General features: G+C 72.7%; 20 protein-coding genes. 9 read left to right on the top strand and 11 right to left on the bottom strand.

What is annotated here, in order from left to right; all coding sequences use genetic code 11:
* Positions 1 to 142: 142 nt before the first annotated feature.
* Positions 143 to 565, bottom strand: a complete 423-nt coding sequence (locus EST92_RS08270) for an SseB family protein (protein ID WP_129280280.1) — start codon at positions 563 to 565, stop codon at positions 143 to 145.
* 508 nt (positions 566 to 1073) lie between these two features.
* Here EST92_RS08270 and EST92_RS08265 point away from each other — a divergent pair.
* Positions 1074 to 3512 carry a SpoIIE family protein phosphatase gene (locus tag EST92_RS08265; RefSeq protein WP_129280279.1) on the top strand — a complete coding sequence of 813 codons (2439 nt, stop codon included), beginning with the start codon at positions 1074 to 1076 and terminating at the stop codon, positions 3510 to 3512.
* Between the two features lie 87 nt (positions 3513 to 3599).
* On the opposite strand, the gene EST92_RS08260 is transcribed toward EST92_RS08265, so the two are convergent.
* A complete protein-coding gene (locus tag EST92_RS08260; protein ID WP_129280278.1) occupies positions 3600 to 4148 on the bottom strand; it encodes a flavoprotein in 549 nt (182 codons plus the stop codon).
* A gap of 119 nt (positions 4149 to 4267) precedes the next feature.
* Between EST92_RS08260 and EST92_RS08255 the strand changes: the two genes are divergently transcribed.
* The 4 genes from EST92_RS08255 to EST92_RS08240 all read left to right on the top strand — a co-directional run bounded on the left by EST92_RS08255 (position 4268) and on the right by EST92_RS08240 (position 6711).
* Entirely contained in the window at positions 4268 to 5452 is a 1185-nt protein-coding gene (locus EST92_RS08255) for a helix-turn-helix transcriptional regulator (protein ID WP_129280277.1), read from the top strand.
* A gap of 80 nt (positions 5453 to 5532) precedes the next feature.
* Complete coding sequence (locus EST92_RS08250; RefSeq protein ID WP_129280276.1) at positions 5533 to 5952, top strand: DUF6415 family natural product biosynthesis protein; 420 nt, start codon at positions 5533 to 5535, stop codon at positions 5950 to 5952.
* A 34-nt stretch (positions 5953 to 5986) separates the two neighbouring features.
* Positions 5987 to 6178 carry a hypothetical protein gene (locus EST92_RS08245; RefSeq protein WP_254068633.1) on the top strand — a complete coding sequence of 64 codons (192 nt, stop codon included), beginning with the start codon at positions 5987 to 5989 and terminating at the stop codon, positions 6176 to 6178.
* 221 nt (positions 6179 to 6399) lie between these two features.
* Positions 6400 to 6711 carry a 4a-hydroxytetrahydrobiopterin dehydratase gene (locus EST92_RS08240; RefSeq protein WP_129280275.1) on the top strand — a complete coding sequence of 104 codons (312 nt, stop codon included), beginning with the start codon at positions 6400 to 6402 and terminating at the stop codon, positions 6709 to 6711.
* A 12-nt stretch (positions 6712 to 6723) separates the two neighbouring features.
* On the opposite strand, the gene EST92_RS08235 is transcribed toward EST92_RS08240, so the two are convergent.
* The 4 genes from EST92_RS08235 to EST92_RS08220 all read right to left on the bottom strand — a co-directional run bounded on the left by EST92_RS08235 (position 6724) and on the right by EST92_RS08220 (position 10455).
* Positions 6724 to 7668, bottom strand: a complete 945-nt coding sequence (locus EST92_RS08235) for a YihY/virulence factor BrkB family protein (RefSeq protein ID WP_129245108.1) — start codon at positions 7666 to 7668, stop codon at positions 6724 to 6726.
* An 86-nt stretch (positions 7669 to 7754) separates the two neighbouring features.
* Positions 7755 to 9134, bottom strand: a complete 1380-nt coding sequence (locus tag EST92_RS08230) for a deoxyribodipyrimidine photo-lyase (RefSeq protein ID WP_129280274.1) — start codon at positions 9132 to 9134, stop codon at positions 7755 to 7757.
* Positions 9135 to 9211: 77 nt separating this feature from the next.
* A complete protein-coding gene (locus tag EST92_RS08225; RefSeq protein WP_254068631.1) occupies positions 9212 to 9559 on the bottom strand; it encodes a DUF1266 domain-containing protein in 348 nt (115 codons plus the stop codon).
* Positions 9556 to 10455, bottom strand: coding sequence for a hypothetical protein (locus EST92_RS08220; protein ID WP_254068630.1), 900 nt, complete (start codon positions 10453 to 10455; stop codon positions 9556 to 9558). The genes EST92_RS08225 and EST92_RS08220 overlap by 4 nt, the downstream gene beginning before the upstream one ends.
* Before the next feature lie 100 nt (positions 10456 to 10555).
* Here EST92_RS08220 and EST92_RS08215 point away from each other — a divergent pair, with 100 nt between their 5' ends.
* From EST92_RS08215 to EST92_RS08205, 3 genes are all read left to right on the top strand, one after another.
* Entirely contained in the window at positions 10556 to 11470 is a 915-nt protein-coding gene (locus EST92_RS08215; protein WP_174243960.1) for a class I SAM-dependent methyltransferase, read from the top strand.
* A gap of 169 nt (positions 11471 to 11639) precedes the next feature.
* Positions 11640 to 13733, top strand: coding sequence for a hypothetical protein (locus tag EST92_RS08210; protein WP_254068628.1), 2094 nt, complete (start codon positions 11640 to 11642; stop codon positions 13731 to 13733).
* Positions 13734 to 13843: 110 nt separating this feature from the next.
* Positions 13844 to 15544, top strand: coding sequence for a hypothetical protein (locus EST92_RS08205; protein ID WP_129280272.1), 1701 nt, complete (start codon positions 13844 to 13846; stop codon positions 15542 to 15544).
* A 78-nt stretch (positions 15545 to 15622) separates the two neighbouring features.
* Here the strand turns inward: EST92_RS08205 and EST92_RS08200 are convergent, their stop codons facing one another.
* From EST92_RS08200 to EST92_RS08185, 4 genes are all read right to left on the bottom strand, one after another.
* Positions 15623 to 16414 carry a VOC family protein gene (locus EST92_RS08200; protein ID WP_129280271.1) on the bottom strand — a complete coding sequence of 264 codons (792 nt, stop codon included), beginning with the start codon at positions 16412 to 16414 and terminating at the stop codon, positions 15623 to 15625.
* 204 nt (positions 16415 to 16618) lie between these two features.
* Positions 16619 to 17452 carry an aldo/keto reductase gene (locus EST92_RS08195; protein WP_129280270.1) on the bottom strand — a complete coding sequence of 278 codons (834 nt, stop codon included), beginning with the start codon at positions 17450 to 17452 and terminating at the stop codon, positions 16619 to 16621.
* A gap of 150 nt (positions 17453 to 17602) precedes the next feature.
* Positions 17603 to 19429 carry an AMP-dependent synthetase/ligase gene (locus tag EST92_RS08190; RefSeq protein WP_129280269.1) on the bottom strand — a complete coding sequence of 609 codons (1827 nt, stop codon included), beginning with the start codon at positions 19427 to 19429 and terminating at the stop codon, positions 17603 to 17605.
* A 311-nt stretch (positions 19430 to 19740) separates the two neighbouring features.
* Positions 19741 to 20604: a LysR substrate-binding domain-containing protein gene (locus tag EST92_RS08185; protein WP_129280268.1), complete on the bottom strand. Its 864-nt coding sequence runs from the start codon at positions 20602 to 20604 to the stop codon at positions 19741 to 19743.
* A 170-nt stretch (positions 20605 to 20774) separates the two neighbouring features.
* Between EST92_RS08185 and EST92_RS08180 the strand changes: the two genes are divergently transcribed.
* Positions 20775 to 21863, top strand: coding sequence for a bile acid:sodium symporter family protein (locus tag EST92_RS08180; protein WP_129280267.1), 1089 nt, complete (start codon positions 20775 to 20777; stop codon positions 21861 to 21863).
* Between the two features lie 38 nt (positions 21864 to 21901).
* Here EST92_RS08180 and EST92_RS08175 read toward each other — a convergent pair whose 3' ends face one another.
* Positions 21902 to 23875: a sialidase family protein gene (locus EST92_RS08175; protein ID WP_174243959.1), complete on the bottom strand. Its 1974-nt coding sequence runs from the start codon at positions 23873 to 23875 to the stop codon at positions 21902 to 21904.
* Between the last annotated feature and the right edge of the window lie 30 nt (positions 23876 to 23905).

Genomic DNA, 23905 nt, shown 5'->3' with positions numbered 1-23905 from the left:
CCCCCGGGCCGACCGCGGCGCGGGGAGGGGGGTGGTAGCTCCACCCCCGCGCCGCGGTCGGCCCGGGGGAGCCCGGGACCTCGCCGGTGCTCTCCGGCGCCACTGGGGGCGCCCTCGGCCCCGGCCTGGCCCGGTCTTCGGTCTAGTCGTTGCGCCGGCTGAAGGCGGGCAAGGCCCGCACCAGGTCCGGGGGAAGGACCAGACCCTCCTCGGTGGACGGGTTGACCGCCAGCCACAGGTCGTCCGCCGGCCAGTTCGCGGCCAGCTCCACGACGGGGAGGCGGAGCGCGGTGCCGGGCTCTCCCCCGGCTGCCACCAGCGCGTCCTCGGTGGTGAAGACGGGCACATAGCGGTTCCCGTCCTGTTCGACGACCGGCAGGGCGATGGTCCCCTCGGGGCGCTCCTCCTCACCCTCGGCCGGTGGTGACTGCGGCAGCAGGGCCACGCTGGTCGCGATGTCGATCAGGGCGGCCTGGGTTTCCGCCGCCTCTTCCGCGGACGGGGCTCCCTCGGCGGCAGCCCCTTCCGTCGGAGGCGCGTGTTCGTCGGGGCTGGAGTTGCTCATGGAGTGTCCTCTCGTCGGCGTTGCGCACCGGCACCCGCTCGACACGGGTGGGACGGGCTGCCGCGGCCGCCGCCGGATGTCGCCCGGCGACACAGGGGCCGGGCGGTCCAGCGCCACAGGGGCCGGGCGCCAACGGCCCGGAGCCGGGGCAAGCGGGCCGATACCACCAAGGTATGCCGCCCCACGATCTCCGCAACGCGTTCGGTCCGCGAAGCGGTGAGGACCGCGGCTGAGGCCGTGACCTGGGAGAACGGAGGGCGGAACGCCTTCCGCTCGGCCCTCACCAGCAGCGGAGCCGACGAGCCCGGCGGCTCCGGTGCGACGTCATTCCGCCGTGCCGCCCGCCGACCTGCGCTTGTGTGCCAGGAGAGATACAAGTGAGGAGAGGGGCCGAGGCGACGGACCCGACGTTCCGCCGCCCTGCGGCGTCTGCTCTGTCTCTGTGTCTCTGCGCCTCAGTGTCTCTGTGCCTCAGGGCTCCGGAGCCCGGGGGCAGGATGGGCGATGAATGGCCATGGGAAATGCCACCCCTCTCGGAGACGGCTCCGGTCCGCTTCCGGATCCGGCCACCTCGGCCACGGCAGTCGTCGACGCGCGGGGGACCGTGACGGGGTGGAGCGCCGGCGCCCAGCGGCTGCTCGGCTATCCGTACGAGGACGCGGTAGGGCGGCCCGCGGCGCGTCTGCTCGGCTGGGACGTCGACGCCATGGGGGACCCGTCCGTGGCGCTCGACGTGTGGAGCGGCACGACCCTGCTGCGACACCAGGACGGCCACCCCATGGAAGCCGAGTTGCGGGCGTACGCCTCACTCGACCACCAGGGCAACGCACAGTGGCTCCTCGTGGCCACACCGTCACAGCAGCCACATCTGCATCAGGAGCCACCTCCGTACAACGGCGAGGCGACGACAGAGGAAGCCTTCACCCAGTGCCACCTGCCCTTGATGATCTACGACGCCGATTTGCGGGCCCTGCGGGCGAGCTACGGCGCCGCCGTCGAACTGGGCCTCACGGAGGAGCAGTTGCGCGGCCGGCGGGTCACCGAGGTCCTGCCGCCCCACGTCTGCAACACGGTGGAAGAGGGCATGCGCCGGGTGTTCGAGACGGGGGAACCGGAGCGGTTCCACGTGCATGGCCGGCCGCGGCACGGCACGCACGAAAGGTACTGGACCGTCACCGCGTCACCCCTGAGGAACCCGGCAGGACAGGTGCGACACGTGCAGCTCATCGCGCTCGACGTGACCGACCAGCAGCGGGCCCGAGAGCGGCTGCTCCTGCTGAACGACGTCAGCACGCAGGTCGGCAGCACCCTCGACGTGGCGCGCACGGCCCAGGAGATGGCGGACGTAGCGGTGGGCCGGCTCGCCGACTTCATCAGCGTCGACCTGCTGGATTCGCTGGTCCGGGGCGTCGAACCCAGGCCGTCCGCCGGGGGCTCCGTCGCCCTGCGCCGCGCCGCCCAGCAGTCCGTCCTCCCCGGCGTCCCCGAGTCGGTGAGCCGGCTGGGGGAGGTGGACCACTACCCGGAGTCCTCGCCCCCCGCCCGCTGCCTGGTCACCGGGCGGTCCTCGCTGCACCGCACCCTGGACGAAGCCATCGCGAGCTGGCAGGTGGCCGACCCTGAGCGCGCGGCGAAGGTGCGCGCCTGGGGGATGCATTCGATCATGGTGATCCCGCTGTGCGCCCGCGGCATCACGCTCGGGGTGGCCGTGCTCGTCCGCCATCAGCGCGAGGAGCCCTTCGACGAGGACGATCTGCTCCTCGCCGAGGAGATCGCCGCACGCGCTGCCGTGGCCGTGGACAACGCCCGCCGCTTCACCCGCGAGCGGACCACCGCCCTCGCCCTGCAGCAGAGTCTGCTGCCGCAGCGGCTCGGCACCCAGGCGGCGGTGGAGGCGGCCTACCGCTATCTCCCGGCCCGTTCCCGGGCCGGGCTGGGCGGCGACTGGTTCGATGTGATCCCGCTGTCGGGCGCCCGGGTCGCCCTGGTCGTCGGAGACGTGGTGGGCCACGGCCTGCACGCCTCCGCCACCATGGGGCGGCTGCGCACCGCGGTACGCACGCTGGCGGACGTCGACCTGCCTCCGGAGGAACTCCTCGTCCACCTCGACGACTTGGTCACCCACCTCAGGGAGGAGGAGCGCACCGCCACCGATCCGGAGCTCGATCTCGTCACCGATCTCATCGCCACCTGTCTGTATCTCGTCTACGACCCGGTCTCGCGCCGCTGCACCGCCGCCGGTGCGGGCCACCCCCCGCCCGCCGTGGTCATGCCCGACCACACGGCGGAGTTCATCGATCTCCCGGTGGGCCCTCCGCTGGGGGTGGGCGGACTGCCCTTCGAAGCGGTCGAATGGGAAGTGCTCCCGGGCAGCCTCCTCGTGCTGTACACGGACGGCCTCGTCGAGGGCCCCGAACACGACCTCGACAGGGGCATGGAGCTGCTGCGCGAGAGCCTGGAGCGGCCTGCCGGCTCACTGGAGGCCACCTGCGACGACCTGCTCCACACCCTGCTCCCGGCACGGTCGTCGGACGACGTCGCCCTGCTCGTCGCGCGCACCCGAGCCCTCGACGCCGGTCAGGTCGCCACCTGGGACCTGGCGCCGGACCCGTCCGCCGTGGCCGGCGCCCGCGACGAGGTCTCCCGCCGCCTGGCGGGCTGGGGACTGCACGAGGTCGCCTTCACCGCCGAACTGGTGGTGAGCGAGCTGGTCACCAACGCGATCCGCTACGGCGGCCCGCCCGTTCAGCTGCGCCTGATCCGCGACACCGTGCTCATCTGCGAAGTGTCCGACGGCAGCAGCACCGCCCCGCACATGCGGCGAGCCCGCATCTTCGACGAGGGCGGGCGCGGCCTGCTGCTCGTCGCCCAGTTCGCGGAGCGCTGGGGCACCCGCCACCGGGCCGGGGGGAAGTCGATCTGGGCGGAGATCGGGATACCGAACTGAGCGTGGCGAATGCCGCGTTCACGCCGTTGGCAGTCGGTTGCGGTACTCGCCTTCGAGCCATTGGTGGAGGGCGATGGCTCCGTGCCGCTACGGGGCGGCACCGACAACGCGCGCCGCTTCGGCCAGCGCCAGGTGCCACGGGTAGCCCTCGGGCCGCCCCATTCCCGGCTCATTCGGCTCGAAGCCCCCGGGGCCGTACAGCACGGACACCCCGGAGCCCCGCAGTGTCTCCACCGACCGCTCGAACTGCGGATGTTGCACGTAGGCGCTGTTCACGCAGGGCATCGCTACGGTCGGGATCCCTTTGCCGATTGCCTCGGCGGCCACCCCGATGACGAAGTGGTTGGTCAGCCCGAGTGCCCACAGATTCACCGAGTTGAACGTGATCGGGGCGAACACGACGACGTCTGCCTTCGGCCAGACATCCGGATCGGTCGGCTGCTTGTACTCGGAGCGCACGGGGTGGCCCGTCAGCTCTTCCAGCAACGGCATCGCGCCGTCGAGCCACCGAGCGGCCGTCGGGGTCAGCCCCACGCATACCTCGAATCCCGCCGCCTGGGCACGGCGCACCGTGTCGGGAAACTGCTGTACGGGTGGGGCGGCGGAACCGAAGAGATAGAGAACGGGAGGACTCATGGCGCCATCCGACCACACGCAACCGCTCCCCGAACCGAGTGGTGTGGGGAGCGGAGCGGTCACCCAGGGCACGTCCCGTGGGTACCTTTCCAAGCGGGTTCAAGGGACTGGAGACCGGTATGCCTTCACTGGACGACAACCACACCGGCGCACGCATCAAGGAGCAGCGGAGAATCGCGCGCCTCACCCAACGGGATCTGGCCAGGATCATCCCGTACTCGTACAGCCTCCTCAACCAAGTCGAATGCGGCGCTCGGGCGGCTACCCCCGATTTCGTCGCGGCCGTTGCCTCAGCTTTGAGGATCGACGTCACTGCCCTGACAGGACAGCCCTACGTCACCGAACTCCAGCAGGACCGCTTGTCCGCACTCGTCCGCCCCATCCGCGAGTCTCTTGATCTATACGACCTCGGTGTTGACCCGGGCCTGGCAACCAGGCCTGCTGCGCAACTCGTCAGCGAAGCCGAAGGCTTGTGCCAAACCGTGCGTGCCACCCATCTGCGCGAAGCTGCTGTGAGGCTTCCCGGGCTCATCGCTGAGATCACCTCCGCCGCCTGGAAGACGCCAACGACGGAACTGTGGCGGGCCGTCGCCTCCACCTACCGAACCGCTCACGACATCGCAGTCAAGCTCGGATACTTCGACCTCGGTTCAGTTGCATTGGACCGCTTGGCGTGGGCGGCTGACCGTGCCTCCGACGCTTCCCTGGCCGCTGTCCGGCAATACATGCGCGCGCTGGTGTACTTTCGTGAGGGCGAGTACACCATCGGGCAGCGTCTCATCCGCGCCGGCCACGGGCTCCTCCAAGGGGAGAAACCCACGCGTGAGACCATCGCCGTTATCGGTCAGCTGCATCTCGGTGCCACGGTAATCGCGGCACGCGCCCGGGATCAGCACTCCGTGGATTCGCACCTTGCAGAGGCCCGCGTCTGCGCTGCCCGTGTTGGTGATGCTTCCGACGTGCACTGGCTGAGCTTCGGGCCCACCAATGTGAAGCTGCACTGTATGTCCGCGGCCGTAGAGATGCGCCACTATGACGACGCGATCGGCCAGGCTCGGGCTCTCCGGTTGCCGACAGGCCTTGCCACTTCGCGCCGCGCGCATTTCCTCATCGAACGTGCCCGTTCAGAGATGGAAACAGGACGTACGGCCGCCGCGCTGGCAACCCTTGTGGATGCGCGGCGCGCTGCGCCGGAGCAGACGAGGTACCACCCCGGAGCCCGCGAAACCATCAGCGGTCTGGTGCGCATGGCGCGAAGCACCCCCGACACCCTGGGGCACATGGCGTCCTGGATCGGCCTGTAGGGCGCTCACGGCCCCACCTTCCGGCACTCACAAATCTGTGAGCATTGTGCGTACTTCGGTGCTTCACGCTGGTCCCGTACTTGTTCAATGACGCACGGGATGAGGCCGCGATGATGAGAACCGAGCGCACACAGCTGCAGACCAGCGGTGTCGCCGCTGAGCCGAGCGAGCCGGGTGCAATCGACGTGTTCACCATCGAAGAGACCATCAAAATGGCGTTGGGTGCGAGTCGCGGCGAACTCCAGATGAGCACGCTCGTCGACCTTGAAGCGCAGCTGCGTGGCCACATCGCGTTACTTCGAGAGCCTGCCCGGAAGGCCGCCGACCAGATGTGGCGCGGGGCCACCAGGTGGCATCGGCACGTCACGCGCTTGGACGGAATCGAGCGCCAGGCGGAGCAGGAACTGAGTCCGCTTCCGTTCGGTGCTCTGATCGAAGTGCAGCTGATGGCGCGCGACTGCCAATGGCTCCTGGACGGCTACAAGGAGAACTGGCGATGAGCGATGGACAGTGCCCCGACCCAAAGGCTGCCTGGTGAGTGCCCGTCAGCCGGAGGTCGGCGATGAAGTCGAGTATGCCCCCGGCCGTCGAGCCGTCGTGACGGACCTCCGCAGGGGCGACTACTACCTCCGGGCGTGGGGAAACCGGGAGTGGGCGGTGCAGGACCCCGACCGGTTGACGGTGAAGCGGACGCGAGCCGAGCGGATCGCGGCGGGGGATCTCTGATGAGCGGCGCGATGTCATCTGCGCTCAGCGCGAGCTGGCCGGGGGTGCGGTGTGCTGGGCCGTGCGGAGGTGCTGTGCGTGCCCGGGGGCGCCAAGGAGGGGTGGCGTGCCACGCTGGAGGCGTCGGGGCTGCCGCGGACGTGGGGTGGCCCGGCGGGGACATCGATACGTGGCGGAGCCGGCGCACCTGGTGGCCGGCCCATGGTGAGAGGCGAGCGCCCATGAATGCCCAGCTGGAACCGCTCAGCGGCAAGGAGATCGAGGAGCGCCTCGGGGAGCTGCCCGGATGGTCGGCCGAGGGGGACCTGCTGCGCCGCAGCTACCGGTTCCGCGGGCACTTCCCGGCGGTCGCGATGGTCATCCATATCGCGCAGATCCAGGAGGAGTTGGGCCACCACGCCGAGCTGACCCTGGGCTACAACCAGCTCGCCGTGGCGGTGAACACCCACAGCATCGGGGGCCGGATCACCCACCTCGACGTCGGTCTCGCCCGCCGTATCGAGGAGATCGCCGCGGCGCACGGCGCGCGCTGACCCACCGGCGGCTCAGCTGCCGGAGCGCGGCCGCACCACCCGCCCGGCACGCGCCAGCTCCACGTTGAACTGGGCGCCGGACAGCAGCGACAGGTGGGAGAACCACAGCCAGATGAGGAAGACCACCGGCCCCGCGAGCGAGCCGTAGAGCCGGTTGAAGGTGCCCACGTACGAGGTGTAGAGCGCGAAGGCGGCCGACGAGACCAGCCACAGCAGCACGGCGACCACCCCGCCCGGCGCCGCGCGCCGCACCCCGCGGGAGCTGGGCGGCCCGGAACGGAACAGCACCATCGCCAGCACCGTGGCCAGGAGCAGCAGCAACGGCCACTTCAGCAGGTTCCAGGTCGCCTCGCCCGCCTCGCCGAGCCCGACCGTGCGGCCCAGCGTGGTCGCGATCGGGCCGCTCACCAGCAGGGCCACCGCGCTGCTGATCAGCAGCGCCATCAGCAGCAGCGCCGTCATGAGGATGCGCGGCGCCTTGCGCCACGGCGGCCGGTCGTCCTGGGTGCGGTGCATCGCGTGCAGCGCCCGGCGGAACACCGCCAGATAGCTGCACGACGACCACAGGGCACTGACCATGGCGCCGCCGACCACCACCCACGCGGCGGTGCGCTGATGCGCCATGCTCACCAGCGCACGGTGCACGGTCGGGCCCGACTGGGCCGGGGCGATCGAGCTGATCTGGTTGATGAGCTGCTCGGTGGCCGGCGGATCGGCGAGCCCGATCAGCGACACCGTCACGATCAGCGACGGCAGCAGCGCCAGCACCGAGTAGTACGTCAGGCTCGCCGCCCAGTCCGTCACGTCGTCGTGCCACACCGACAGCGGCGTACGGCGCAGCGCGGTCCGGCACTGGGCCCAGGTCGGCAGCGCGGCCGGCTGCCTGGGTCCCGCCGCACCGAGCGCACGGTCCAGCAGCGTCCGGTCCATACCGCGGCGCATACCGCTCCCGCCCATGTCGTATCCGTCCTCTCCGTCGGTCCGTCCTGCATCATCTCCCGCCGGCGGGTCACCCCTGCCACACCGGCCGCACCCCGCCCCGCCTACTCCAGCCCGCGGGCCCGCCGGAACCGGGCCAGGCCGTCCGCCAGATCCACCACCGGGTCCGGGTAGTCGTACGCGGCGCGCTCCGCCCCGGTCAGCCGCCACGGCCGGTGGACGGCCGGGCCCGCCAGGCCGGACAGCTCCGGCACCCAGCGCCGCACGTAGTCGCCCTGCGGATCGAACCGCCTGGCCTGGACGAGCGGATTGAGTACCCGGTGGGGCCGGGTGTCGGTGCCGGTGCCCGCCATCCACTGCCAGTTGAGCTGGTTGTTCGCCAGGTCGCCGTCCACCAGCAGGTCCAGGAAGTGCCGCGCGCCCACCCGCCAGTCCACATACAGCGTCTTGGTCAGGAAGCTCGCCACCAGCATCCGGGCCCGGTTGTGCAGCCACCCCTCGTGCAGCAGCTGCCGCATCCCCGCGTCGACCACCGGGAAGCCGGTGCGGCCCTCCTTCCAGGCGCGCACCTCGTCCTCGTCATGGCGCCAATGGTCGTGTCTGGTGCGGTAGTCGGCGTGCGCCGCGTCGGGGCGGGCCGCCAGCACCTGATGGTGGAAGTCCCGCCAGGCCAGCTGCCGGACGAACGCCGCGGCGCCGGCGTCCGGGCGGCCGGCCGCCTTGTGCACCAGCTCCGCCGGCGACAGACAGCCGAAGTGCAGATACGGCGACAGCCGTGAGGTGGCGTCGGCCGGCAGATCGTCCTGCCGGTCCTGGTAGTCGGCCATGCCCGAGCGCTGCCAGGCCGCGAACCGGCGGCGCCCCGCCCGCTCGCCGCCCACCGGCAGCCCGGGCGACGGCTTCCCACCCGGGCACAGGACCTCCGCCGACGGCAGCTCCTGGGAACGCACCCCCTCCGGGACCGGTACGGACCGCGGCGCGGACAGCACCGGCCGCACCCCTTCGGCCCGCCAGCGCCGGAAGTACGGCGTGAAGACCGCGAAGTGGTCCCGGCCCGTCCCGGAGGGCAGCACCGCGGCCGGCGGCAGCGCCGTGATCACCGCGTCGTGCACCATCAGCGTCCGCCCGGAGGCCGCCAGCTCCGCGCGCAACCGCCGCTCCCGGCGCAGCGCATAGCCGCTCACCCCGGCCGCGAGATGCACCTGCCCGGCGCCGGTCTCCGTCGCCACCCGGCAGGTCTCGGTGACCACATCCCCCGTACGGATGACCAGCCGACCGCCGCGTTCCCGCAGCGCCGCGTCGAGATCGGCCAGCGCGGCGGCCAGGAACGCCGCCCGGTTGGGCACCGTGAACCCGGCGTCTGCCACGCCTGAGTCCACGACGAACAGCGGTACCACCCGGGTCGCGGAGCGCAGCGCGGCCCGCAGCACCGGCTGGTCGTGCAGCCGGAGGTCGGAGCTGAACAGGCAAACCGCTACATCCATGACATACGTCTACACCGAAGACATAGGTCTACACCGAACCCGTACCCCACATGCCCGCCACCACGGGCGGAAGGCCGTCAGGCGAAGGTCAGGCCACGCCACGGCGAGGACGGGTCCTGGATCAGCACCCGGTGGAGGTGCACGGCCTGGGCGTACTCCGGCCCGAACGCGCCGTTGTCGAACGCCAGCATCCGGCCCAGCGCATGGCCCGCGGCGAACTCCTCCCAGCTGCCGTACGCCTCCCGGGCCCGCGCGCCGGCCTGCACCACGGCGTGCTCGGCCTGTGGGGGCGCGCACAGCCGGGCGCTCAGGCCCCAGCGGACGAGGCCGACGGCGTGTGCGTGGTCCAGCGCGACGAGGGAGGCCACCTGACCGTCCGCCGGCAGCAGACCGTCCGCGCGGAACCGCTCCTCGTAACGGGTCACCAGCTCCGGGACGGCGGGCGTGTCGGCACCCTCGCCCGCGGTCCCGGCTCCGGCGTCCGCGGGCTCCCCGGCGTCCCGGCCGCGGGCCCGGGCGCGCAGTGCCGCCTCCGTCTGCGCGGGGACGAACTGCCCGCCGAGCAGCTGGTCGAGACGCTGCGCGCCCGGGCCCGCGGCCGGGACGCCGGGGAGCCCGCGGTCCCGGCTCCGGCGTCCGCGGGCTCCCCGGCGTCCCGGCCGCGGGCCCGGGCGCGCAGTGCCGCCTCCGTCTGCGCGGGGACGAACTGCCCGCCGAGCAGCTGGTCGAGACGCTGCTGCCAGCCGGCGGGGTCGGTCACCGACCACTGGGCGCGCAGCGTCTCGGCGTCCGCCGCGTGGTCGAGGAAGACCGTGCCGAGTTCGTTCCAGGGCACGCTGTGGTGCACCGCGAGCGGCGCGCCGCACGCCAGGCCCTGAGCGAGCGGGCCGTGCAGCGGCCCGCCGAAGTGGGTGACGAGCAGCCCGCCGGGCCGCACCCCGGCCCGGGTGCGGTGCTGGAGCCAGCTCATGCGGTGGGCGTGCGAGGCGTCCAGATACGCGGCGTACGGCGTCCCGGGGTTGAGAGCCAGCCGCCACTTGTCGTTCGGCCAGTCCTGCGCCAGCTCCTCCACCGACACCCGGTCGAAGAACTGCTGGGGCTGCCACGGCGGGAGCATGCCGCGGGTCAGGACGGGAATGCACCTGCCGCCCACTGCCGGGTCGTCATAGACGGGCAGCGGGTCCTGCCCCTGCTGAGGCACCGCCAGATACAGATCCTCGCCGGCGATCGCCGCGACCTGACCGTCCCGGTCGCCCCGCGCCGTCGCCTCGTACAGCCGCCGCTCGGTGTCCGTCGGCGGCATCCATCCCGGAGTAGCCACAGCCAGACTTTACGAACACCCTGTCGGCCGCCCGAACCGGGGGTTGCTGAACCGGCAAGGAAGATTGCACCGGCGCCGGCGGTGCCCCAGGCTCGCCGGCATGAGTCCTCACGAACACCCCGTTACCGGGCATCACTCCGCATCCCACGACAACACCGCCATCGACTGGGCCCTGCTCGCCTCGCACCTCGAACGGGAGGCGGAGGTCTACACGCCGCTCTACGAACAGGCCGCCGCCTGGCTGGGCGAGTTGCTCACCGAGGGGACCGGCGCCGGACCCGACGGGGTGCGCCGGGTGCTCGACATCGGCAGCGGGCCGGGTGTCGTCAGCTGTCTGCTGGCCCGCGCCTTCCCCGCCGCCGAGGTGGTCGCGGTGGACGCCAGCGCGGAGCTCCTGGAGCGGGCCCGCGCCCGGGCGGCCGGCCTCGGCCTCGGGGAACGGGTCCGCACCCATCTCGCCGACTTCCCGGAAGGGCTCGACGCCCTGGGCGGCGGTGACATCATCTGGTCGAGCAAGGTCCTGCACCACATCGGGGACCAGCGCCAAGCGGTCGCCACCCTGGCCGGTCATCTGCGGCCCGGTGGACTGCTCGCCGTCTGCGAGGGCGGCCTGCCTCCGCGCTACCTTCCGCGGGACCTCGGCATCGGCCGCCCGGGGCTGCAGTCCCGGATCGACGCCGCCGCCGACGAGTGGTTCAGCACCATGCGGGAAGCATTGCCCGGCTTCGTTCACGAGACCGAGGACTGGCCCGCGTTCCTCGCGGACGCCGGTCTGCGCACCCCCTCCACCCGCAGCTTCCTGCTCGACCTGCCGGCCCCGCTGTCCGCCGACGCCCTCGCCTTCGTCCTGGCCACCCTGAGCCGCGCCGCCGAGAAGTGCGCCGAGCGCTTCGACGAGGAGGACCGCACCACCCTCGCCCGCCTCACCGACCCCGAGGACGCCGCCGGGATCAGCCACCGCCCCGACGCCTTCCTGCTGTCCGTGCAGACCGTTCACACGGCCCGCGCGCAGTAGCTGCCGGAGCCGGTGGCCGACTCGTCCCTCGCACCGCGGCCGTATGCACCGGCCGGATCCGCGCGGACCCGGCCGGCGCCCGCCGCCCAGGCAATACGCTGGGCGGCGGGCCGCGACGGGGGCACCTCCCGCGCACCTGAGGCGCGGTGACGGCATGGAGGGAGATCGGGTGGACAGCGACAGGAGCGACGGCGCCGACGAGGCCGTCCGCAACGTCATCTCGGGTGACACGGTCGCCGGCGGCCCGGTCGTGCAGGCCGGCCGGATCGACTCCCTCACCCTCGCCGCGGCGCCGGCACCCGCGTCGATCACGCCACGTCAGGTCCCGCCGCCCCGCCCGGGCTTCGTCAACCGCACCGCGGAATTCGCCGCCCTGGGCGCGGCGCTCGCCTCGTACGGCCCGGACAGCCCGCCCGCCACCATCGTGATCACCGGCCTGGGCGGCGTGGGCAAGACGGAGCTGGTCTCGCAGTGGGTCTGGCGGGAGCTGGCCGCACGCTTCCCCGACGGACAGCTCTACGCCGACCTCGCCGAGGTGCGCCGCGACGGCGGCATCGACGTCGGCGGCGTCATCGGCACCCTGCTGCGCGCCCTGGGCGTCCACGAGAGCCTCATCCCCGCCGGCACCGCGGACCGGTCCGCGCTGTTCCGCTCGGCGACCGCCGGCCGCAGACTCCTCGTGGTCCTCGACAACGCCCAGCACGCCGCGGAGGTGCGGCCGATGCTGCCCGGCCACGGCCTCGCCGTCGTCCTGAGCCGCAAGCGACTGGCCTCCTTGGAGCTGGACGGCGCGGTGCCGTTGACGGTGGCCCCGCTCGACACCGACGCCGGGGTCCAACTGGTGCGGCGCTGGCAGCAGTCGGCCGCGGAGCCGGCCCCGGCATCCGGGGCGGACCCCGGGGCGGCGGCCCGGCTCGTCGCGGCCTGCGGCGGTCTGCCGCTGGCGCTGCGCGCCGCCGGCGAATGGCTCATCGAGCGGCCGCACATGAGCCTGGAGGCCGTGGTCGACGCGCTGGCCGAGGAACAGCTGCGGCCCGGGGAGGCCGGCCGGTCGGTCGCAGCCGTCTTCGACGCGGTCACCGCGACCTTCTGCGCCCACACCCTGGCCCTCTACCGCTTCCTGGGCGCCTTCCCCGGCACCACCTTCACCGCGGACGTCGCCGGGGCTGCGGGCGTGACCCGGTTCGAGGACGGGCTGCGCGATCTGCGCACCGCCCACATGGCCGTCGGAGCGGGCGCCCCGGGCCGGTTCCGGCTGCACGACGTGGTGGCGGCGCACGCCCGTACGCGGACCGGCCCCGAGCAGGACGTACGGGAGACGCGGCGGCGGGTGACGGACTTCTACCTCATTGCCGCGGCGCGCGCCGACCGGCTCGTCCTGGGAGCGCGCTTCCGCCTCCAGGAAGCCCCGCCGGCCCTGCCCGACGGGTGCCACGGGCTCTTCGGCACCGGCGCCGAGGCGCTGGACTGGCTCGACGCCGAGCGGGCCAATCTGCTGGCCGTGTTGCGAACGGCCGCCGAGGAGGGGTGGCACGACGCGGTCTGGCGGCTGTGCGAATCGCTCTGGGCGCTCTACCACGGCCGCAAGCACTACGCGGACTGGATCGAGTCGCACCGGCTGGGCATCGAGGCGGCCCGCTGGGAGGGCCGGATCGACGCCGAGGTCCGCATGCGCAACCAACTGGCGCGGGCCCACTACTCGTTGGGCGAGTACGACCTCGCCGACGCCGAGCTGAGCCGCGCCGACGAGCTCCTGGGCGCGGTGGCGGACGCCCGGCTGCCCGGCATCATCCGGGAGACCCAGGGGCTGCTGTGCCTCGCCCGCCGGCGCCCCGACGAGGCCATCGCCCTGTTCACCCGCGCCCTGCACGCCAACGAGGGGGACCCGCACGGCATCGTGGTGCAGAGCTACAACCTCGGCCAGGCGGTCCTCGCCGCCGGCCGCCCGCAGGAAGCCCTGGACCTGCTGGACGGTGCGATGGCGACGGCCCGGGCCGAGGGCGATGACGCCATGCGGGTGCGCATCGGCATCGTGTGCGGCCGCGCCCACCGGGCGAGCGGGCGCCTGGAGCAGGCGCTGGAAGCGGTCACCGATGCCGCGCTGCTGGCCGAGCGGCTCGGCCAGGTGGTCAAGCTGAAGGAGGCGCTGGAACTCACGGTGGAGCTCGGTGACCTGATGCAGAACCCCGAGGTACAGCGCGCCGCCCGCAGCAAGATGCGGGAGCTGCGCCAACGCGCCGGAATCGGCGAACCGGTGGACTGACGCCGACCTGCCGGGCCCTCAGCTCCCTTCCCCGATGAGCGAGGTACGGGCGCTACGATCGCCCCGGCCCCGCCGCCGCACCGTCCCGCCGCCCCGAGAGTGGATCCCCCGTGTCCCTGCTGCCCCGCCGCCGTACCAGCCGCCGGCGGTCGCGCTGGAACACCGTGCCGGAGGACGCCCAGGTACTCGGCGTGGCGCGCACCCTCACCTCGGCCACCCGGCTGATGGACGTGATGCGCCTGCTGCGCCCCGAGGACGGCATCGCGGTGTCCTACACCGTCAACCCGGGCTCGGTCTTCGCCGACGGGCTCGCGGGCTACTTCGACGGCCTGGGTGCCCGCGTGCTCAGCTGGCGGGAGGCGACCCGGCAGCGCTTCGATCTGGCCGTGGCCTGCGCCGTGCACCCGTCCATGCGGCAGCTGGACGCCCCGCTGATGGTGATGCCGCACGGCGCCGGATACAACCGGCTGGTCACCGAGTCCACCGGCGATCCCGGTGCGCCCGCGGGGCTGTCCCGGCGGGAGCTGATGCGTGGCGGGCGGGTGCTGCCCGCCGTGATCGGGGTCTCGCACGAGGAGCAGATCGCCCGGCTCGCCCGGACCTGCCCCCAGGCCGTCCCGGTCGCCCATCTGATCGGCGACTACTGCTGGGACCGGATCGAGCAGAGCCGGCCCCGGCGCGACCTCTACCGTGCGCGGCTGGGCGTCGGACACGGCCGCCGGCTGGTCGTGGTCAACAGCACCTGGAGCGAGCATTCGCTGCTCGGCCGCTATCCGGACCTGCCCGCGAAGCTGGTCACCGGGCTGCCGGCGGACGAGTTCGCGGTCGCCCTCGTCCTGCACCCCAACGTCTGGGCCCGGCACAGCCGGCACCGGGTCCACCAGCGGCTGGCCCGGGCGATGGATGCCGGGCTGCTCGTGCTGCCGCCGGAAGAGGGCTGGCGCGCCGCGCTCATCGCCAGCGACTGGGTGGTGGGCGACCACGGCAGCACCACCTTCTACTCCGCCGCGCTGCACCGCGTCCTGCTGCTCGCCGCCACCGGGCTCGACGAACTGGACCCGGACTCACCCACGGCCGCCCTCAGCCGCGCCGCCCCCCGCCTCGACCCCGACGGCGATCTCCTCGCACAGCTGCTGGCCGCCGCCGAGCAGCACTCCCCGCAGCGGCTGCAGGCGCCCGTGGACGGGCAGTTGGCGGCCCGGGGCGAGGCCGGCCGGCGCCTCCAGGAGGTGATGTATCCGTTCCTCGCGCACCGGAACATCACCCTGCCCGCGGCCCCTCCGGGGCCGGACCCCGTCCCGGAGCCGCGCCCCGAGCGGCACGTGGGCCCGACGGCGTACGACGTGACCGGCGAGGTGCTGCCCGACGGCTCGGTGGCCGTGCGGCGCTGGCCGGTCCTCGCCCATGACCACGAGGAGTCCCGTGGGTTCCTGGCGGTGACGGAGCAGGAGACCCACCGGCTGTGGCGGTCGTCGGCGGAGGTCCTGGCCCGTACGGTCATCGACGCCGAACTCGCGCCCGCCGACTGGCTGCGCGACCGCGTCCACAGCCCCCGGGCGAGCCTCGATGTCGCCGTCGCGGCGCTGGCCCAGGACCGCTGTCTGCTGTTGCTGCGGCGCTGCGGCACCCTGCTCGAAGCGCACGCCGCACGCGCCTACGGCGACCCCGGGCCGCGCCTCGACCCGCTGCTGCTCGGCGCCGCCGTACAGGTGTGGCTGAACGCCCGGCGCACCGCCGCCGAACTCTCCGGCGGGCTGGTCGTCCGCACCGGCCCGCGCACGCTGACCGTGGCCTTCACCTGGCCGCCCTGAGCGGGCGGGCGACGGCGGGGCCGGCCACGGCCGCGCGCCCGCGGGGTGCGCGCGGCCGCCTGCGGACGGCCGTCCCGCTCAACCCTGATTCATCGGCTTCGGGTTGATCACGGCGAAGGTCGCGCCCTGCGGGTCGGTCACCACGGCCATCCGGCCGGCGATCATGTCGAAGGGCTGCTGCAGCGCCGCGCCGCCGGCCGCGGTCACCTTCTTGACCGTGGCATCGGTGTCGGTCACCGAGAAGTACGGCAGCCAGTGCGAGGGGGTGTCGGCCGGCATCTGCTCGGACATCGGCTGCATCCCGCCCACCGGACGGCCGTCCACCGTCAGCGCGTAGTAGTGCTCGGCACCCTCCATGGGCGCGTTCTCGATGCCGAGGGCCACCTGGTAGAAGGCGCCGGCCGCGGAGGGGTCGGTGGTGTTGAGCTCGTTCCAGATCAGCGCGCCGGGTTCGTTGACGATGCCGGCGCCGGGGAAGTCCACGGGCTGCCAGAGGCCGCACACCGCTCCGGTGGGGTCGGCCACGATGGCCATCCGGCCGAGCGTCATCACGTCCATGACGGGCATCAGGACCGTGCCGCCGGCCTTGGTCACCGCCTGGGCGGTCGCATCGGCATCGGTGGCCGCCAGATAGGTGGTCCACACGGTCGGCGGCGCGGGCTGGCCGCCCATCGGGACCGCGGCCATGATGCCGGCCACCGGCTTGTCGTTCAGCCGGCACACGGCATAACCACCGGTCTCCGCCGGCCCGATCTCTCCGGCCCACCCGAAGACCTGGGAGTAGAAGTCGATGGCGGCTTGCTGGTCAGGGGCCGCGAGATCGACCCAGCAAGGCGTCCCGGGCTGGTAGGGAGCGGTGACTTCAGGCATCGTGGCCTCCTCGACGGGGGCACCTCCCCCGCCGTACGGCACCGGGGAGGAGCAGGCGAAGCGGAGGGGTACCGGCCCCGGTCGGCGCGCCGCGGGAGCCGCCCCGCACTCACCCTCCACACTTCCTGGCGTCCGCCGCGTCCGCCACTCGGGTCCGCCGCGGCGCCGCCCGGACGGACCGGGCGACGCCGGTATCGCGCCAGGTCAGCCCACGTCGAAGGTGGCCGGGTCCGGGCCGAGGCGGTTGCCGGAGTCCAGCCCCGCGAGGGCGGCGAGGTCCGCGTCGTCCAGCTCGAAGCCGAAGACGTCGATGTTCTCGGCGATGCGGGAGGGCGTGACGGACTTCGGGATCGCGACATTGCCGAGCTGGAGGTGCCAGCGCAGCACCACCTGGGCGGGGGTCCTGCCGTGCTTGGCGGCGAGCTCGGTGAGCGTCGGGTGCTCCAGGAGGCCCTTGCCCTGGCCGAGCGGCGACCACGCCTCGGTGACGATGTTGTGCCGGGCGTGCACGGCGCGGGACTCGGCCTGCGGGAACTGCGGGTGCAGCTCGATCTGGTTGACGGCCGGGACGACGGAGACCTCGCCGAGCAGCCGCTCCAGATGCCCGGGCAGGAAGTTGGAGACGCCGATCGCCTTGGCGCGGCCGTCCGCGTAGATCTTCTCCAAAGCCTTGTACGTGTCGACGTACGTGTCCCTGGACGGGAGCGGCCAGTGGATCAGATAGAGGTCCACGTACTCCAGGCCGAGCTTGCCGAGGGAGGTGTCGAAGGCCCGCAGCGTCGCGTCGTAACCCTGATCGCTGTTCCAGAGCTTGGTCGTGACGAACAGCTCGTCACGGGCGATGCCGGACGCCGCGAGTGCCTTGCCCGTGCCGGCTTCGTTGCCGTAGATCGCCGCGGTGTCGATGCTGCGGTAGCCGGCCTCCAGGGCCTGGCCGACGGCGGTGGACGCCTGGTCGTCCTCGATCTGCCAGACGCCGAAGCCGAGCTGCGGCATCTCGATGCCGTTGTTGAGCGTGATGGAGGGAACCTTGCTCACGGGGGAATCGGTCCTTACGTCGACTGTTGCGTGCACGGATGACAACGATCATCCGCGGTCACGCATTCCCGCACAGGTCCACGAGGTGCGCACGGCGTGGCGGGGCCGGCGGCCGCCGGCCGGTCGGGCCGCGGCGCGCCGCCCGGCCCGTCACGCCTGGTAGAGGGCGTCCACCTCGACCGAGTACGCGGTCTCGATCGCCTTGCGCTTGAGCTTCAGCGACGGGGTCAGCAGCCCGTGCTCCTCGCTGAACTGGTTGGCCAGTATCCGGAACGTACGGATCGACTCGGCCTGCGAGACCAGGGTGTTGGCGGCGACGACGGCACGCCGGATCTCGGTCTCCAGGTCCGGGTCGCGCACCAGGTCGGTCGGCGGCATCTCCGGCTTGTCGCGCATGGCCAGCCAGTGGGTGACCGCCTCCGGGTCCAGGGTCACCAGCGCGGCGATGAACGGCCGGTCGTTGCCGACCACGATGCACTGGGCCACCAGCGGATGCGCGCGCACCCGCTCCTCCAGGCCCACCGGCGAGACCGTCTTGCCACCGGAGGTGACCAGCACCTCCTTCTTCCGGCCGGTGATCGTCAGATAGCCGTCCTCGTCCAGCGCACCGAGGTCACCGGTGGAGAACCAGCCGTCGTGCAGCACGGCATCGGTCGCCTTCGGGTCGTTGTGGTAGCCGTGGAAGACCTGGCCGCCGTAGAGCCAGATCTCGCCGTCCTCGGCGATGTGGACGGTGGTACCGGGGATGGGCGTGCCGACGGAGCCGAAGCGGGTCCGCTCGGGCGGGTTGGCGGTGGCGGCCGCGGTGCTCTCCGTCAGGCCGTAACCCTCGAAGATCCGCACACCGGCACCGGCGAAGAACAGCCCGAGCCGGCGCTCCATCGCCGAGCCGCCGGACATCGCGTACCGCATCCGGCCGCCCATCGCCGTACGGACCTTGCTGTACACCAGCTTGTCGAAGATCTGGTGCTGCATCCGCAGCGCGGCGCTGGGGCCGGAGCCGGTGCCGAAGGCCTTGTTCTCCTGTGCCTCGGCGTACCGGCCCGCGATGTCGACCGCCTTGTCGAACGGCCCGAGCTTGCCGTCGGCCTCGGCCTTGCGCCGGGCCGCGGCGAAGACCTTCTCGAAGATGTACGGCACGGCCAGGATGAAGGTGGGCTGGAAGGTCTGCAGGTCGGGGAGGAGCGCGCGGGCCGCGAGTTCCGGCTGGTGGCCCAGCTTGACCCGGCCGCGGATCGCGGCGACCTGCACCATCCGGCCGAAGACGTGCGCCAGCGGCAGGAACAGCAGGGTCGCTGCCTCGTCGCCCGCCTTGGAGTGGAAGACCGTCTCGTAGCGCATGACGATGTTGTCGGACTCGGCCATGAAATTGGCGTGGGTGATCACGCAGCCCTTGGGGCGGCCGGTGGTGCCGGACGTGTAGATGATCGTCGCGGTGGCGTCCGGGGTGACGGCCATCCGGTGGCGGTGGACCACGTCGTCGTCGATGTGTCTGCCGGCCGCGGTCAGTTCGGCCACCGGATCGGCGTCCAGCTGCCACAGCTTGCGCAGCTGGGGCAGCCGGTCGATGACCGAGCCGATGGTCATCGCATGGTCCTCGTGCTCGACCAGGCAGGCCGAGACGCCCGCGTTGTGCAGCATCCAGAAGACCTGCTCGGCCGAGGACGTCGGATACAGCGGTACGGACTGGACACCGATCGACCACAGCGCGAAGTCGAACAGGGTCCACTCATAGCGCGTACGGGACATGATGCCGACGCGGTCGCCGAACCGGACGCCCTGCGCGAGCAGCCCCTTGGCCAGTGCGAGAACCTCGTCCCGGAACTCTCCGGAGGTGACGTTCTGCCAGTTCCCCGCGTCGTCCTTACGCGCCAGCGCGACGCGCTCGGGATCGGATTCGGCATGCTCGTAGACGACGTCGGCCAGCCCGCCGACCCGGGGCGCGGTCGCCAGTGGCGGGACGGTGAACTCGCGCAATGACCCAGCTCCTCGTGGTGCTCCTCACAAGGCCGCGACCGTACCCCACGGTGACCTCATCCGGCAGGGCCGTACCACGTCGCGAACGTGGCCGCACGGGAACTGGCCAACGGGCCAAAAGGGGCTACTTCGGAGAAGCGTGGACATGATCACGCTGGTTCAACGTCGGACGATCACGACGCCGGGACCATATCTGCACGGAATCTCTGCACGTGACATCGCCGTCTCTGCGCGTGACGGCCGAGGGGGCGGCGGCTCTTCCGGGGCGGCGCCGGATCGTGGGCCGGAGCGGCGGACCGGTCGCCGGCCGGTCAGGGGAGCTGTAGCCGGACGCCGCCCGCGAGGACCGCGTCCGCGAGCGCCTCGGCCGGGCCCCGCGCCGCGCGGTCACGCTGTCCATGGAGAAGAGCGAAATCCACCCCGCCCAGTTCCGGCAGACCGGCACGTGGCGAGATCTGCACCAAACCTGGCGGGATCATGCTCTTCGTATGTGCCATCACGCCCAGACTTGCCCGGGTTGCGGCGATCAGTCCGTTCAGGCTTCCGCTGGTGCAGGCGATCCGCCACTCCCGGCCCGCGCGCTCCAGTGCCTCCAGGGCCCGGCCCCGGGTCAGCGCCGGCGGCGGGTAGACGACCAGGGGGACCGGGCGCCGCGGATCCAGGCGCAGCCGCTCGGCGCCGACCCACACCAGGCGGTCGCGCCACACCAGCTCGCCCTGTGACGCCTCCGGGCGCCGCTTGGCGAGGACGAGGTCGAGCCGCCCGGCCGCCAGCAGCTCGTGGAGGGTCCCCGACAGCTCGACGGTCAGCTCCAGATCGACCTCGGGGTGGTCCCGCCGGAAGCCTTCGAGGACCTCCGGCAGCCGGGTCAGCACGAAGTCCTCCGAGGCGCCGAAGCGGAGCCGGCCGCGCAGCCGGGTCCCCGCGAAGAAGCTCGTGGCCCGCTCGTTCGCCTCCAGGATCGTCCGGGCGAAGCCGAGCATCGCCTCGCCGTCCTCGGTCAGCTCCACCCCGTGGGTGTCCCGGGCGAACAGCCGGCGCCCGGCGGTCGCCTCCAGCTTCCGGACGTGCTGGCTCACGGTCGACTGCCGCAGCCCGAGGCGGTGTGCGGCCTGGGTGAAGCTCAGCGTCTGTGCCACGGCGAGAAAGGTGCGCAGCTGTACGGGTTCGAACACGGGCCCTCCGTCCCGGCCGCCGGCCCCCGGCGTCGTTCATCGCGGAACGCAATAACAGTGACCATGGTAAGAGGGGTTCCCGATCAGTGCAGGTCGCGGCACCCTGGAGGGCCGGGTGGGTCGCAGCAGGCCGTCCCGCCCGTGAGCCGCCGAACGACCGAAGAGAGATCATGCACCGCCCTGTGCCCAAGCTGCCCTCCTGGCTGCCCGTGGACGGATTCATCCTGGCGCTGGTGGGAACCGTCGGGCTGGCCGCGCTGCTGCCCGCCCGCGGACCGGCCGCCACCGTCGCCGAGGGGGCCTCGACCGGAGCCGTCGCCCTGCTCTTCTTCCTCTACGGCGCCCGGCTCTCCACCGCCGAGGCCCTGGACGGAGTGCGCCACTGGCGACTCCATCTCACCGTGCTGGCCTGCACCTTCGTGCTCTTCCCCGGCCTCGGCCTGGCTGCCCGCGCCCTGGTCCCCGAGGTGCTGTCGCCCACCCTGTACACCGGGCTGCTGTTCCTGTGCCTGGTGCCGTCCACGGTCCAGTCCTCGATCGCCTTCACCGCCCTGGCCCGCGGCAATGTCGCGGCGGCGATCTGCGCCGGCTCGTTCTCCAGCATCCTGGGCATCGTCCTCACACCGCTGCTGGCGGGGCTCGTCCTGCACGGCAACGGCGGTGGCTTCTCGGCCGGTTCCCTGTGGAAGATCGTCTGCCAGCTGCTGCTGCCGTTCCTCGCCGGGCAGTTGCTGCGGCGGTGGATCGGCGGGTTCCTCACCCGCCACCGGACGGTGCTGGGCCTGGTGGACCGCGGCTCGATCCTGCTCGTCGTCTACGCCGCCTTCAGCGCCGGCGTCGTCCAGGGCATCTGGCACCAGGTCTCCGCACTGCGGCTGCTGTGCCTGCTGGGGGTGGAGGCGGTGCTGCTCGCGGTGATGCTGGCGGCCTCCTCGTACGGCGCCGGGAAGCTCGGCTTCCGGCGTGCGGACCGGATCGCGATCACCTTCGCCGGCTCGAAGAAGAGCCTGGCGGCCGGCCTGCCGATGGCGAGTGTGCTCTTCGGCGCCCAGGCCGGGCTTGTGGTGCTGCCGCTGATGCTGTTCCACCAGATGCAGTTGATGGTGTGCGCGGTCCTGGCGAAGCGGATGGCGGCCCGCACCGTACCGGAGCCGCGGCGGAACGGAGCGCCCGCCGCGACGCCGGCCGGCCCGGGGGGCGCGGTGGAGGCGACGGCCGCGGTGGCGCCCGGACAGCAGCCGTACGGACCGCGCACGTAAACCTCCGGGCCGCGCACACAACCTTCCGGGCTGAGCCCCTAGCGGTCCGTCCCGCGCACCCGGTCCAGCGGCAGCCCGAGGACCAGCGGGCCGGGCGCAGGGGCGTTGTCGGTGCGGACGGTGGTCAGTTCGGCGTCGCTCAGGGCCCGCCGGTAGACGCGGACCTCGTCCAGCGCGCCGGTGAACTGGACGCGGGCGTCGGGCTTCTGGCCCAGGTGCACACCGAAGACCGAGCCCCGGCTGACCGACCCCGGAACATCGGGCACGACGGTGGTCTCGCCGCCGTCGACGGTGAGCAGCAGCCGGCCGCCGGTGCGGCGCAGCGCCAGGTGGTGCCAGCTGCCGTCGTTGTAGGCGTCGTGGGTGACGGCCTGGGCGGTGGCGGCCGGTGCGGCGCCGTCGACGGCGGTCAGGCGGCCGACGAGCCGGCCGTGGGCGGGGTCGCCCTCCACCGCGACCTGCGGGGTCCTGGTGCCGACACCGCCCATCCACAGCAGCGGCTGTTCGCCGGTCGTGGTGTCGTAGCGGAACCACAGGCTGCAGGTGAAGTCCTGGGTGCCCAGGGGGAGGGAGGGGCGGAAGGGGAGGCGGACGGCGTCGTCCGTGCCGTCGAAGGACAGTGCCCGGCCGAACCGGCCGTCGGTGCCGAGGGGCCCGCCGAGGACGTGCGCGGGCCGTGCGCCGCGGGCGGTGTCGCGGGTCGTGGGGTCCGGGCCGCGGCGTGGGCCGAGCCAGGCCTCGGTGAAGCGGGCGAAGCGGATCTCGTCCCGGGCGTCGACCGCGCCGCCCTCGTACATCAGGCCGGTGACCTCGGGCGATACGGCGACCAGGTCCGAGTAGCCGGACCAGTCGGTGGTGACCCGGGCGCCCCGGTCGGCGCTCTCCCAGGTACGGCCCTCGTCCCAGGAGGAGCGGACGGTCATGGTGCGGCGCCGGTCGGGGTCGGCGGGCGCCGCGAAGAGGGTGCGGCTGCGGCCGCCCGCGGCGGGTGAGTGCGGCAGCCGCAGTGCGGAGCCCTGCACCATCGGCGTGTAGAGGTCGGGCAGCGCGCGGAACGGTGCGCTGAAGGAAGTGCCGCCGTCGCGGCTGACGGCCGCGGTGCGATGGCCCAGATCGGTGCCGTCCTGTTCCCGGCCGTTGACGTAGACCGAGCCGTCGGAGCGTTCCAGGAGGGTCATTTCGGACGGCTTTTGCCGGAAGGTGCCGTCGGCGGCGATCGGCCAGGTGTCCAGCGCGCCGACCTTCCAGGTGGCGCCGCCGTCGTCGCTGTGGACCAGCGCGGCGTGGTTGGCGGTGACCCGGTTGCCCGCGTAGCTCTCGGAGTTGATGCCGAACACCAGCCGGCCGCGGTGCCGTCCGTGGGTGAGCTGGATGCCGTGCACGGGACCGGTGGCGTACCAGGAATTCCACTGCGGGGGCCGGATGGCCGGGGTCAGGTCCCGGGGCGGGGACCAGGTCGCGCCGTCGTCGTCGCTGTACTGGAGGTGCGGGGTGCGGTCACAGGGCACGTCGCAGCTGAGGCCGTCGGTGCGGCCCTTGTTGTAGGTCTCGGCCAGGACGATACGGCCGGTGCGGCGGTCCACGACGGGCGCCGGGTTGCCGTGGGTGTCGCCGCCTCCGTGGTTGACGACCTGGAGCGGGCCCCAGGTGCGGCCGCCGTCGGTGGAACGCTTGAGGACCAGGTCGATATCGCCCGCGTCCCCGCAGTCGTGCCGCCGGCCCTCGGCGAACGCGAGGAGGGTCCCCCGGGCGGACTCCACGACGGCCGGTATCCGGAAGCAGAAGTAGCCCTGTTCCTGGGAGGCCTTGAACAGGACCTGCTGGTCGAATCCGCCGGCCGGTAAGGACGTCGCGGCACCGGCGGCGCCCCGGGCACCGGCGCGCGCGGCCTGGGCGGGAGCGGTCGGCAGCAGGGCGAGGGCGGTGGCGGTCAGCGCGCCGAGCAGGGCCGCGGCACGGCGGCGCCGGGCTCTGCTGCGGTGACCGGGGTGTGCGCGGAGAACTGACGTCATGGTCCGGCCTGCCCTTCGAGGCATCGGCGT

It is taken from the genome of Streptomyces sp. TM32, from assembly GCF_004122755.1.
Classification (GTDB): domain Bacteria; phylum Actinomycetota; class Actinomycetes; order Streptomycetales; family Streptomycetaceae; genus Streptomyces; species Streptomyces sioyaensis.
Note: the sequence above shows the minus strand (reverse complement) of the source record. Positions and strands in the feature narration are given on the sequence as shown.

Excerpts from the sequence above, each read along its gene's own strand:
- EST92_RS08255 (WP_129280277.1), top strand. The coding sequence starts at position 4,268 with ATGCCTTCACTGGACGACAACCACACCGGCGCACGCATCAAGGAGCAG.
- EST92_RS08230 (WP_129280274.1), bottom strand. The coding sequence starts at position 9,134 with ATGGATGTAGCGGTTTGCCTGTTCAGCTCCGACCTCCGGCTGCACGAC.
- EST92_RS08260 (WP_129280278.1), bottom strand. The coding sequence starts at position 4,148 with ATGAGTCCTCCCGTTCTCTATCTCTTCGGTTCCGCCGCCCCACCCGTA.
- EST92_RS08215 (WP_174243960.1), top strand. The coding sequence starts at position 10,556 with ATGAGTCCTCACGAACACCCCGTTACCGGGCATCACTCCGCATCCCAC.
- EST92_RS08180 (WP_129280267.1), top strand. The coding sequence starts at position 20,775 with ATGCACCGCCCTGTGCCCAAGCTGCCCTCCTGGCTGCCCGTGGACGGA.
- EST92_RS08240 (WP_129280275.1), top strand. The coding sequence starts at position 6,400 with ATGAATGCCCAGCTGGAACCGCTCAGCGGCAAGGAGATCGAGGAGCGC.
- EST92_RS08200 (WP_129280271.1), bottom strand. The coding sequence starts at position 16,414 with ATGCCTGAAGTCACCGCTCCCTACCAGCCCGGGACGCCTTGCTGGGTC.
- EST92_RS08175 (WP_174243959.1), bottom strand. The coding sequence starts at position 23,875 with ATGACGTCAGTTCTCCGCGCACACCCCGGTCACCGCAGCAGAGCCCGG.
- EST92_RS08235 (WP_129245108.1), bottom strand. The coding sequence starts at position 7,668 with ATGGGCGGGAGCGGTATGCGCCGCGGTATGGACCGGACGCTGCTGGAC.
- EST92_RS08265 (WP_129280279.1), top strand. The coding sequence starts at position 1,074 with ATGGCCATGGGAAATGCCACCCCTCTCGGAGACGGCTCCGGTCCGCTT.
- EST92_RS08270 (WP_129280280.1), bottom strand. The coding sequence starts at position 565 with ATGAGCAACTCCAGCCCCGACGAACACGCGCCTCCGACGGAAGGGGCT.